Origin of the sequence: Acidovorax sp. Root402, from assembly GCF_001425125.1 — a bacterium.
Classification (GTDB): domain Bacteria; phylum Pseudomonadota; class Gammaproteobacteria; order Burkholderiales; family Burkholderiaceae_C; genus Acidovorax; species Acidovorax delafieldii.
Map to the genome: position 1 here is coordinate 500,814 of NZ_LMDQ01000014.1, position 12,113 is coordinate 512,926.

The 12,113-nt window shown below is 60.8% G+C and carries 6 protein-coding genes; 1 reads left to right on the plus strand and 5 read right to left on the minus strand.

The genetic code is table 11. The features are described from left to right. Positions 1-67: 67 nt before the first annotated feature. Together ASC83_RS13510 and ASC83_RS13515 are read right to left on the minus strand one after the other, a co-directional pair. Positions 68-2,008, minus strand: coding sequence for a Cache 3/Cache 2 fusion domain-containing protein (locus tag ASC83_RS13510; protein WP_304439366.1), 1,941 nt, complete (start codon positions 2,006-2,008; stop codon positions 68-70). 286 nt (positions 2,009-2,294) lie between these two features. Next, complete coding sequence (locus ASC83_RS13515; protein WP_056063354.1) at positions 2,295-3,203, minus strand: pseudouridine synthase; 909 nt, start codon at positions 3,201-3,203, stop codon at positions 2,295-2,297. A 332-nt stretch (positions 3,204-3,535) separates the two neighbouring features. Here ASC83_RS13515 and ASC83_RS13520 point away from each other — a divergent pair, with 332 nt between their 5' ends. Then, on the plus strand, positions 3,536-5,590 hold the full coding sequence (locus tag ASC83_RS13520) for an AsmA family protein (protein WP_235509374.1): 2,055 nt from the start codon (positions 3,536-3,538) through the stop codon (positions 5,588-5,590). Between the two features lie 111 nt (positions 5,591-5,701). Here the strand turns inward: ASC83_RS13520 and clpA are convergent, their stop codons facing one another. From clpA to dnaE, 3 genes are all read right to left on the minus strand, one after another. Further along, complete coding sequence (gene clpA / locus ASC83_RS13525; protein WP_056063359.1) at positions 5,702-8,050, minus strand: ATP-dependent Clp protease ATP-binding subunit ClpA; 2,349 nt, start codon at positions 8,048-8,050, stop codon at positions 5,702-5,704. Positions 8,051-8,107: 57 nt separating this feature from the next. Next, complete coding sequence (gene clpS, locus ASC83_RS13530) at positions 8,108-8,476, minus strand: ATP-dependent Clp protease adapter ClpS (protein ID WP_029414237.1); 369 nt, start codon at positions 8,474-8,476, stop codon at positions 8,108-8,110. A gap of 97 nt (positions 8,477-8,573) precedes the next feature. Further along, positions 8,574-12,107 (minus strand): DNA polymerase III subunit alpha, encoded by a 3,534-nt coding sequence (dnaE, locus tag ASC83_RS13535; RefSeq protein ID WP_056063362.1) that lies wholly within the window; start codon positions 12,105-12,107, stop codon positions 8,574-8,576. Positions 12,108-12,113: the final 6 nt, after the last annotated feature.

A 12,113-nucleotide genomic window follows, 5' to 3' on the forward strand; every position in this document is an offset into this window, starting at 1 on the left:
TAAAACCTGCCAGGCAGCAATGCCTGGCAGGTTTTTTCATGGGCTGATGTCTTTCTGTCGATGCTCTCTAGCCGCCGAGCTTTGGCACGGCACGGTCCGATGCGGACACAGGCATACGCGCCGTTGTCGCATCCTGGCCCAGGTTGAACCGCGCAATGGCCTCAACCATCTGCTGCGCCTGCGTGCGCAGGCTGCTGGCAGCCGCAGCCATTTCCTCCACCAGCGCCGCGTTCTGCTGCGTGGTCTGGTCGAGCTGTGTGACAGCCTCACCCACCTGGCCAACTCCGGCGGTCTGCTCGCTACTGGCCGCGCTGATTTCAGAGACCATGTCGGCCACGCGCTGGATAGAGCTGACGACTTCCTGCATCGTGGCGCCCGCCTGATCGGCCAGCACCGAGCCCTGTTGCACCATGGCGCTGCTGGCGCCAATCAGCTCCTTGATGGCCTTGGCTTCAGCTGCCGTGCGCTGGGCCAGATTGCGCACCTCGGCGGCCACCACCGCGAAGCCGCGACCTTGTTCACCCGCGCGTGCCGCCTCGACCGCCGCGTTGAGTGCCAGGATGTTGGTCTGAAAGGCAATGCCGTCGATCACGCCAATGATGTCGGCAATCCTCTGGCTGCTGTTGTTGATGTCCTGCATCGTGCGGACCACTTTGGACACCACCTCACCGCCCTGCTGGGCAACCCGGCTGGCCCCCACGGCCAGTTGGTTGGCTTGGCCTGCGCTGTCGGCGTTGTGGCGTATGGTGGCGCCCAGCTGCTCCATGCTGGCCGCCGTCTGCTCCAACGCACTGGCTTGACTTTCGGTACGCCCCGACAGGTCCTGGTTGCCCTGTGCAATCTCCGTACTGGCAGCAGATACGCTGTCGGCGCTGGTACGCACCGTTCCCAAACTTTCCACCAACCGGACGCGAAAGCCTTCCATGGCCTGGGCCAGAGAGCCGATTTCATCGCGCGAGCGGACGGACACCGCGTGCGTGAGATCCCCCTGCGCCAGATAGCCAAGGGCCGTGCTTAGCTGCTGCACGGGGGCACCCACCAGCCTGCGCGTAGCCACCAACAGCACCACTGTGAGCAACGCGAGTGCCACCGCCACACCCAGCCAAAGCCAGGTGAGCACGCCGCGCGCCTCACTCATCATTTCTGTCAAAGGTGCCTCGGCAACGATGGCCCAGCTCCAGGGTTTGTAGTGCTCAACCGCCACGTAGCGGGTGGCGGTATCACTCTCACCGCTGCGACGGGGCGACCAACCGGACTCCAGATCGCCAGAGGACTGGACCGCAGCCAACGACGCCAGCCAAGCCTTGGCGTTGTCGTCCTTGTCTTCCAACTTCAGGGACTTGCCAGCGCCGGGCAACCCGAAAACACTGCCCCGAGCAGGGCCCGATGAGAGATTGACGGCAAACACAGCACCCGAGGTAAACAATTTTTGTCCCGCCATCACGGTGTCGAGCTTGCCCAGAATGGCACCCATGTCGGAGCCAATGAACAGGATGCCGATGGTGCGAGTCCCGTCGCGGATGGGCTCATACACGGTCATGTACTCACGGCCAAACAGGCTGGCACGGCCGATATAGGTTTTGCCCTCATTCATGAGGGCATAGGCCGGGTGCTTACGGTCCAGCAGGGTCTTGTAAGCGCGCTCGCCATCCTGCTTTTTGAGGGATGTGGTCACGCGAATGAAATCCTCGCCGGTGCGCGCGAAAATCGTGGCCACGGCACCCATGCTGTCCTTGGAGAATCGGTCCACCACTTCAAAGTCGCCGTTGACGGAGGCCCCCTGGAAAGACAGCACAGCCTCGGGCTTTCCATCGGCCCCAGGCGACTCTGCCACGGTGAATTGACCTGGAAAATTGGCCTTGAACAGGGTGAAGTCGCGCTTGGCCTGCTCTTGCGCCGTTTCATCAAAGGTCTGGACCAAAGTGCGTACCTGGGCGGCGTATTGCATGGCATCACCACGCGCGAGGCGACCGAAGTCTTTCCAGAGCAGGGTACTGACGATGCCCATCGTGGCCAACAAAATCGCCAACAGACTGAGCAAAGCCGTCAAGGACAGCTTGAAGGCGACGGAATGACGAGAGCTTGAGGGAATCATCTGGTGCTTTTTGGTAATTTATGCATCAACGTGCATACGGAGAACCAAAGTACCCGATGTCGCGCAAAAACAAAACCATCGCCAGTGCAATGGCCTTTTTAGACATAGGGAAAACCCTTCCAAAAATTCACCACAACAACAACCCGCTGCTGCAGACACAGAAGTCGTCATGCAGGTCTGCGTCGAGGTCCGAGCGTGTTCAAGGCAGGCTCAGCGCCTGTCTGCTTTCAAAAACCCTTTGCACCCCAGTGACGGGATCCACAAACTCCAGAGACCGCGCCAGCAGCTGCAGTGGCCGCGAGTAGTCGCCTTCGGGCGGGTCGTTGACGACGGGATAAAAAGGGTCGTTGCGCAGTGGCAGGCCCAGGGCCGCCATATGCACGCGCAACTGGTGGCGCTTGCCAGTGACGGGCGACAGCAGGTACCGAGCCCAGTCGCCTGCGACCTCTAGCACCTGAATATGGGTGTAGCTATTGGGCTCGCCCGACACCTCTTGCATACGAAAGAACTGCGGACTCTCCTCCAACCGGCTGCGGTGGTCACGCGGGAAGGTCAGGTCGGCGCGCCACGGCGCAACGGCCTCGTAATGCTTGATGATCTGTCGATCGCGGAACAGCGCCTGATACGCTCCGCGCGTTGCCTGATGCACTGACAGCATCACCAACCCAGCCGTATCACGGTCAATGCGGTGCAATGGCGAGAGCTCGGGCAGCCCCAATCGGCGTTTGAGGCGTACCAGCAAGGTGTTATGCAGATACCGGCCTGAGGGCGTTACCGGCATGAAGTGCGGCTTATCTGCCACCACCAGATGCTCGTCCTGGTACACCACCGCTTCACTGAACGGCAAGGCGGGCTCGGCGGGAAGACTTCGATAGTAGTAAAGGCGCAGACCTCCCTCAAAAGCCCGATCAGGCAACACGGCCTGCCCGCGTTCATCCACCACGACACCCGCCTCCATGCGCTCGTGCCACCCTTCACGGGATACGGCCGGCAGCCGCTCTGTCAAAAAATCCAGCATGCTGCCCTGCCCTCGCGCTGGCAGTACCACGCAGCTGGGGCTCACCCCATCGCGCACGGGCAATACATGGGGATGGCGAGGGTTGTGCATGGCGTGCAAATTCTAGGGGGTTGGTCGGCGTCAAGATACGCCAGTCCCGACCGGGGATAGCGCTTCACCCGCGCATACAGGTGGAGCACAAAGCCCATGCAGAGCAGCGCTGTAGGACAAGCACGCCAAAAGGCCTGTTAGCCAACGCAATCGACGCAAATTTGCGTTCTGCGGGCTAGCATGGCTGCTCTATGACAAGACCCCAAACGGACCAGCACACCACATCTGCACGCGCAACGGCGACGGCAATGGCACCAGCGGGAGTGACTTCAACGCCTCGCCCGAGGCAGGGCCATAGCAGGGTCCGCATTGCCTGTGGCGTAGCGGGAGTCATGGTAGGACTGCTGCTGATAGGCGCTGTGACGCTGAGCCAGTGGGATTGGAACCGCTCCAAACCCTGGATCAACCAAACCATCAGCGAGGCAACCGGACGACAGTTTGCGGTGGAGGGCGATTTATCCGCATCCTGGCACTGGCCACAGCCCCTTGAAGAAGGGTGGCACCGCTGGGTTCCTGGCATCACTGTGCAGGGAACCCAGCTGGTTTTGCAAGACCCTCCAGGATTTGCCCGTCCTGGCAAAGCCGCAACGCCCCAAACCACGGCACGCGCCGAGATGGCGCGCGCATCGCTCAAGCTTTGGCCACTACTGGCGAGGCAAGTGGTCATTGATACCCTGGAGCTGTCTGGCCCGGACATCTCCCTCGCCCGCCTGCGCGACGGCAGCAACAATTGGACGCTGCTCCCCAAGAGGGATCCCGATGACGCCACGCCGCGCTGGGCGTTCAGCATTTATCAGCTAGCGGTTCGCGGGGGGCATTTGGCATATAACGACGCCAAGCAAGACCTTGATCTGACCGCCCGCGTCGACACCCTCAGCGAAGGGCAGACAGTCGTTGCATCGGGGAATGCTGCATCGCCTGCGTCTGGCACGGCGAGTGCCTCTAGCACCCCAGTCTATGGCGTGCGCTTCGACCTCAAGGGCACGCTGGGCAAGGCGCGTATCGAGGGTCAGGGTCAGGCCGGCTCTGTGCTCTCGCTGCGCGACAACGAGGTGAACTACCCCCTGCAATTCACCGCCAAGGCGGGCAGCGTAGAAACAGCCGTTCGGGGCATTCTGGCAAACCCTGGTGCGCTGTCAGGGATGGATTTCCAAGTCATGCTCAAAGGCGCCAGCATGGCAGACCTGTATGCACTCACGGGTCTTGTCCTGCCCAATACGCCCGCATTTCAGACCCAGGGACGATTGCAGGGCAGTCTGCAACCAGGCCGTGCTGTATGGGACTACCGTGACTTCACTGGTACGGTAGGCCAGAGCGATCTGCACGGCAATCTGCGCTTCGTGTCGGCTGCGCCACGCGGCAAACTTTCAGGCGCCATCACATCCAATCAGTTGCGCCTGGTGGACCTGGGACCAGTGCTCGGTACAGCCACCACGGCGACTGCCCAGCCTGGCCGCAATGGCAAGGTACTGCCCAACGCTGCATTTGCCACCGATCGCTGGAGCACCATGGATATGGATCTCAAGTTTGCGGGGCAGCGTGTGATCCGACCCAACAGCCTGCCGCTGGAGGACCTTAGCGTGCATGCCGTTTTGGACGATGCCGTGCTGCGCCTGGAACCCTTGCATTTTGGTGTGGCCAAAGGCCAGATTGAATCCAAACTGGTGCTGGACAGCCGCAAAAGACCGCTGACGGTACACATGGACACCCGCGTGCAAAACCTACGGCTCGCTGCGCTGTTTCCCGAGGTGGAACTGACCCAAAAAAGCCTGGGGCGACTCGATGGCGCCATGGCGCTGAATGGCCAGGGGAATTCCGTAGCGCAGTGGCTTGGCAGCAGCAGCGGCGAGGCCCGCCTGTATGTGCGCGATGGCACTCTGAGCCGCGAACTACTGGACCGCGCTGCACTCAACGTGGGCAGCATCGTGGTGGGCAAACTGTTTGGCGACAACAAAGAAGTGCAACTGCGTTGCGCGGTGGCAGATCTGGCGGTGCGCGAAGGCCTTGCCACGGTCCGCACCGCCAAGCTGAGCACCAACGAGGCGGTGGTGGATGTCACGGGCACCATCGACATGGCAGAGGAACGCCTGAACCTGAGCGTGAAACCAGCGTCGCTGGAGTGGAAGTTCTTCTCGCTGCGCACTCCGCTGTACGTGCGCGGCACGCTGGGCAAACCCGATGTGGGCGCAGAACCAGGCCCCCTGCTGTTGCGCGCCGGGGCAGCCATTGCCGCTGCGGTGGCCGCGCCCGCAGCCTTGGCATTGTTACCTGTAACGGTACCCGGAGCTGACGACGACGCGCAGTGTGCGCCCTTGCTTGCTCAAGCTACACAACCGGTCAAGGCAGGGCGCGCTGGCGCGCCGGTCGCGCGCACGCCATCACGCTAAAAAATACTTCTACACCGCCTCTGCGGGTGTGTGGGCCCCAGCGGCCATCGCCAATGAAAAAGCCCACGGCGTGAACCGTGGGCTTTTCGTGGATCTGCGAGGAACCCGAGGTCAGTCGGCCGTCGCCTCTTCAGGCTCTGCAGGCTCGGACTTCGCCGAACGCTCCTTCTTCGGCAAAGGCTGGATATCCAGCAGCACGTCGGGTGTTTCCACACCCTTGTCGTCCTTCTTCATGTCGATATCCACGGTCAGGCGTCCCCCTTCTGTCAGGCGGCCAAACAGCAACTCGTCGGCCAAGGCGCGGCGGATGGTGTCCTGGATCAGGCGCTGCATAGGGCGTGCGCCCATCAGCGGATCAAACCCCTTCTTGGCCAGGTGCTTGCGCAGGGCATCGGTGAAGGTGACCTCCACCTTCTTCTCGGCCAACTGCGTCTCCAGCTGCAGCAGGAACTTGTCCACCACGCGCAGGATGATCTGTTCATCGAGTGCCTTGAAGTTGACGATGGCATCCAGCCGGTTGCGGAACTCAGGCGTGAACAGGCGCTTGATATCACCCATTTCATCGCCCGCCTGCCGCGGGTTGGTAAAGCCAATGGTCGCCTTGTTCATGGTCTCGGCGCCGGCGTTCGTGGTCATGATGATGAGCACGTTACGGAAGTCGGCCTTGCGACCGTTGTTATCCGTCAGAGTGCCGTGGTCCATGACCTGCAGCAGCACGTTGAAGATGTCCGGATGTGCTTTCTCGATCTCATCGAGCAGCAGCACCGCGTGCGGCTTCTTCGTGATGGCTTCCGTCAGCAGACCACCTTGGTCGAAACCGACATAACCTGGAGGCGCGCCAATCAGGCGGCTCACGGCATGGCGCTCCATGTACTCGGACATGTCAAAACGGATCAGCTCGATGCCCATGATGTAGGCAAGCTGCTTGGCCGCTTCGGTCTTGCCGACGCCGGTGGGACCGCTGAACAGGAACGAGCCGATCGGCTTGTCGCCCTTGCCCAGGCCAGAACGCGCCATCTTGACGGCACTGGCAAGCACTTCCAATGCCTTGTCCTGGCCGAACACCACGCTTTTCAGGTCGCGCTCCAGCGTCTGCAACTTGCCGCGGTCGTCATTGGACACGTTGGCAGGCGGAATGCGTGCGATCTTGGCCACGATCTCTTCGATCTCGGCCTTGCCGATGGTCTTCTTGCGCTTGCTCGGCACCATGATGCGCTGGGCCGCACCGGCTTCATCGATGACGTCGATTGCCTTGTCGGGCAGGTGGCGGTCGTTGATGTACTTGGCGCTCAGTTCTGCCGCAGCCTGCAGGGCAGCTGCAGCGTACTTCACGCTGTGATGCTCTTCAAAACGAGACTTCAGCCCCTTCAGGATGTCGATGGTTTCGGCCACGCTGGGCTCCACCACGTCCACCTTTTGGAAGCGGCGAGACAAGGCAGCATCTTTCTCGAAGATCCCCCGGTACTCCGTGAAAGTGGTCGCACCGATGCACTTGAGCTGGCCACTGGACAGCGCCGGCTTCAGCAGGTTGGAGGCATCGAGCGTGCCGCCCGAGGCCGCACCCGCACCGATCAAGGTGTGGATCTCGTCGATGAAAAGGATGGCGTTGGGCTTATCCTTGAGCGACTTGAGCACGCCCTTGAGGCGCTGCTCGAAGTCGCCACGGTACTTGGTGCCCGCAAGCAACGCACCCATGTCCAGGGAGTACACAGTTGCCTCGGCCAGGATCTCGGGCACATCGTTTTGCGTGATCCGCCAAGCCAGGCCCTCGGCAATCGCAGTCTTGCCCACCCCTGCCTCACCCACCAGCAGAGGATTGTTTTTGCGGCGACGGCACAGAATCTGGATCGTGCGCTCGACCTCGTAATGGCGGCCGATCAATGGATCGATCTTGCCATCCTTGGCGGCCTGGTTCAGGTTCTGGGTGAATTGCTCCAGCGGCGACGCCTTTTCGTTACGCTCACCACCACCGCCCTCTTCGCCCTCGGCCTGATTCTCGGCCTTAGCGGGCTCGGGAGGCTCGCCCTTCTTGATACCATGGGCGATGAAATTCACCACATCCAGGCGCGTGACACCTTGCTGGTGCAGGTAGTACACGGCGTGCGAATCCTTTTCGCCAAAAATTGCCACGAGCACATTGGCACCCGTCACCTCTTTTTTGCCGTTGCCCGTGGACTGCACGTGCATGATGGCGCGCTGAATCACGCGCTGGAATCCCAGCGTAGGCTGGGTGTCCACCTCGTCGGTACCTGCGACCTGGGGGGTGTTGTCTTTTATGAAATTCGCCAGCGATGAACGCAGATCATCGATATTGGCCGAACATGCGCGCAGCACCTCCGCTGCGCTGGGGTTATCGAGCAATGCAAGCAACAGATGCTCCACGGTGATGAACTCGTGGCGCTGCTGACGGGCCTCAACAAAGGCCATGTGCAAGCTGACTTCCAGTTCCTGGGCAATCATGTGAACTCCTTTGTGCTTGCGTGGAAGGGATAACTGTAGATCGGGATCAAAAACCTGTTATTCAACAGGTTCACTGACACATTGGAGTGGGTGGCCCGCCTTGAGGGCGGCGTCAAGCACTTGTTCCACCTTGGTGGCAGCCACATCGCGGGAATAAACACCGCAGACGCCTTTGCCATCGAGATGGATCTTCAACATGATCTGGGTGGCTTGTTCACGGTCCTTGCTGAAAAACTCCTGCAAAACCACGATGACGAACTCCATGGGGGTGTAGTCGTCATTGAGCATGACCACCTGGTACATCTGGGGCGGCTGGGTCTTCTGGGTGCGCCTCTCGAGCACGACCGAACCGCCATCATCCCGCGCAGGCCGGGTCACGGGCGGCGCGGTGGGGGGTGAAGGTGGTTTTGTTGCCATGAAAATCATTCTAGCGACCCGAACAGGGTGCCGCTGCAGGAGAAGCTGGTTGTTGACCAGGTATTTTTCAACCCACGGCTTACAGAAACTTCTGCAGGGAACTCAATCACTCGTACACCACATTGGCGGCACCGGCCCCCACTTGGGCGGTCCATGCCGCCAACGCAGCATCGCTGGGGTAGAAACGCGCGTTTTCGCCCAGTTGCAACTCTGCCACTGCGGCAGCATCGTCCGACTGGCAGCGCACGCCCATGCGCACGCGCAACCCGTGCACCAACTCCCCTTCGGCGACCTCTTCGCGCAACGGCGGAAACTCGCGCACCAAGCGCTGCACATCTGGAGCTTTATCACCCACGGTCACATGCAGGTATTTGCCAAACCGGCAGCGCGCGCCCGCCAGGTCCCACACCTGCTGCACCTTGACGCGCAGACCGCCACTGAAGTGGTCCAGCTGCAGCCGGCCCATCATCACTACAAACTCATCTTCCTTGAGCTGATTGCGGTAGGTATTGAGCAACGCCTCATCGGCAGAAGCCTCAATCACAGCGGACTTGTCGTCCAGCTTGAAAAGTCCCAGCCTCCCGCGTTGCCCGTTGATGACCCGAAAGTCGCTGATGATGCCGGCGAGTACCTGGGGCTCACGGCTGTCAAGCAGCTCATCGATCTGGGTGCGCACAAAGCGGCGCACCTCGGTGGCCACTTCGTCAAAAAGATGGCCAGACAGGTAGAACCCGACGGCGGTTTTTTCCAGCGTAAGCCGTTCCTTGATACCCCAGGGCGTTGCGTCCACCAGATCGGGCTCCTGGGTGCTGGAGCCATGGGCATCGTCACCCATCATGTCAAACAACCCGCCTTGGTTGACGTTGGCCAGCGTTGCGGCAGCAAAGTCAAAGGCCCGATCAATAGATGCCACCAGGGCCGCCCGGTTGAGATGGATCGAATCAAAGGCACCCGCCTTGATCAGGGCCTCGACCGTGCGCTTGTTCATGCGGGCCTTGTCCACTCGCACGCAGAAGTCAAACAGACTTTTGAAGGGCCCTTTGGTCGAACCCTGGGGGCCTTCACCGCGCCCTTCACGGGCCGCGACGATAGCTTCGATCGCCTGCTGTCCAGTGCCTTTCACCGCCCCCAGACCGTAACGAATGATCTTGTCGGTGACTGGTTCAAACCGATAAAAGCCCCGATTCACGTCCGGCGGCTCGAACGACAGCCCCATCTTGTGTGCATCCTCGAACAGCACCTTGAGCTTGTCGGTGTCGTCCATTTCCACGGTCATGTTGGCGCAGAAAAACTCGGCCGTGTAGTGCACCTTGAGCCAGCCAGTGTGGTACGCCAGCAGGGAGTAAGCAGCCGCGTGTGACTTGTTGAAGCCATAGCCCGCGAACTTCTCCATCAGGTCGAACACCTCGTCGGCCTTCTCCTGGCTGATGCCTTTCTCCGCTGCACCCTTGCGGAAAATGGCGCGGTGTTCGGCCATTTCCTCGGCCTTCTTTTTCCCCATGGCACGCCGAAGCATGTCGGCGCCGCCCAAGCTATATCCGCCCAGCACCTGGGCGGTCTGCATCACCTGCTCCTGGTACACCATGATGCCGTAGGTCTCGGCCAGCACCGGCTCTACCAGCGGGTGGGGGTAGATGACCTCCTCCTTGCCATGCTTGCGGTTCACAAAGCTGGGAATCAGGTCCATAGGCCCCGGCCGGTACAACGCATTCAGGGCAATGAGGTCTTCCAGCCGACTGGGCCGCGCCTCTTTCAACATGCCCTGCATGCCGCGGCTTTCAAACTGGAACACTGCTTCGGTCTTACCCTCAGAGAACAGCCGATAAGTGGGCCCGTCGTCGAGGGGAATATTCTCGAACGCAAAATTCTCCTGGCCCTTGTGCCGCTTCATGATGAACTCGCGCGCAATTTCCAGAATGGTGAGCGTGGCAAGCCCCAAGAAGTCGAACTTCACCAAGCCGATGGCTTCCACGTCGTCCTTGTCATACTGGCTCACGGCGGATTCGCTGCCCGGCTGCTGGTACAGCGGACAAAAATCGGTGAGCTTGCCAGGCGCGATCAGAACGCCACCGGCATGCATGCCGATGTTCCGCGTCATGCCCTCAAGCTTTTGTGCCATCTCGATGACGGTCTTGACGTCTTCTTCCTTGCGCACGCGCTCGTAGAGCATGGGCTCCAGCTCCAGCGCATAGTTGTTCTTGTCGCCTTCCTTTTTCACCTCAGGCGGATAGGCCAGGGTGTAGGACATGCCCGGCTTGCCGGGCACCAGCTTGGAGATGCCATCACAAAATGTGTAGCTCATGTCCATGACCCGGCCCACGTCGCGGATGGCCGCCTTGGCCGCCATTGTGCCGAAGGTAGCGATCTGGCTCACGGCGTTCTTGCCGTACTTGTGCTTGACGTAGTCAATCACCCGGTCACGGTTGGATTGGCAGAAGTCGATGTCGAAGTCAGGCATCGACACGCGCTCCGGGTTCAGGAATCGCTCGAACAGCAGGTTGTATTGCAGCGGGTCCAGGTCAGTGATCTTTAGCGCATAAGCGACCAGCGAACCGGCGCCGGAGCCACGGCCGGGCCCCACTGGGCAGCCGTTCTGCTTCGCCCACTGGATGAAATCACCCACGATCAGAAAGTAGCCCGGGAACCCCATCTTGAGGATGGTGCCCAGCTCGAACTCCAGGCGCTCGACATAGCGCGGGCGCTCCTTGTCCCTCTCAGCTTCGTTAGGAAAAAGATGTTTCAGGCGCTCCTCCAGCCCTTCGAAAGACGCGTAGCGGAAATACTCGTCGATGGGCATGCCGTTGGGCGTCGGAAAATCCGGGAGCTGCGGCTTGCCCAGCACCAGGGTCAGGTTGCAGCGTTGTGCAATCTCGACCGTGTTGGCGATGGCCGATGGCAGGTCGGCAAACAAGGCCTCCATCTCCGCCGAGGACTTGAAATACTGGTCGCGGGTGAACTTGCGGACACGACGAGGGTTTGCCAGGATTTCCCCCTCGGCGATACAGATACGCGCCTCGTGGGCCTCGTAATCATCCGGCTCGGCAAACTGAACGGGGTGGGTCGCCACCACCGGCAGGTTCAACCGGGCAGCAAGCTGAGCGGCGGCCACCACATGGGCTTCATCGTCGTTTCGGCCGGCCCGTTGCAGCTCGACGTAAAACCGGTGCGGAAAAATGCCCGCCAAGCGCAACGCAACGTCAGCGGCACCTGACTCATCCCCCTTCATCAGCGCTTGCCCTACCGGGCCCGCCTGCGCGCCAGAAAGGGCAATCAATCCCTCTGACAGCTCTTCCAGCCACGTCCAAGTGCTCAGCGCCAGGTTCTTGACGATATTGCGCGTCCAGGCCCGGGCCAGCAACTCCGACAGATTCAGATACCCCTGGCGACTCTGCACCAGGAGGATAAGGCGCGATGGGATACCTCCCGCCTCGCCTTCAAGAAAGATTTCTGCACCCAAGATGGGCTTGACACCTTTACCTCGCGCTTCCTTGTAGAACTTGATCGCCCCGAAGAGGTTATTGAGATCGGTGATGGCCAGAGCGGGCTGGCCGTCCTTGGCGGCCGCTTTGGCCACCTCGTCGATGCGATTGGTACCGTCAACGACGGAGAACTCGGTGTGCAGGCGCAAATGAACAAACATGCAGGC

What these genes read in the sequence shown, in the direction of transcription:
- ASC83_RS13515 (WP_056063354.1), bottom strand. Translation starts at nt 3,203, where the DNA reads ATGCACAACCCTCGCCATCCCCATGTATTGCCCGTGCGCGATGGGGTG.
- dnaE (WP_056063362.1), bottom strand. Translation starts at nt 12,107, where the DNA reads ATGTTTGTTCATTTGCGCCTGCACACCGAGTTCTCCGTCGTTGACGGT.
- clpA (WP_056063359.1), bottom strand. Translation starts at nt 8,050, where the DNA reads ATGATTGCCCAGGAACTGGAAGTCAGCTTGCACATGGCCTTTGTTGAG.
- ASC83_RS13510 (WP_304439366.1), bottom strand. Translation starts at nt 2,008, where the DNA reads ATGGGCATCGTCAGTACCCTGCTCTGGAAAGACTTCGGTCGCCTCGCG.
- ASC83_RS13520 (WP_235509374.1), top strand. Translation starts at nt 3,536, where the DNA reads ATGGTAGGACTGCTGCTGATAGGCGCTGTGACGCTGAGCCAGTGGGAT.
- clpS (WP_029414237.1), bottom strand. Translation starts at nt 8,476, where the DNA reads ATGATTTTCATGGCAACAAAACCACCTTCACCCCCCACCGCGCCGCCC.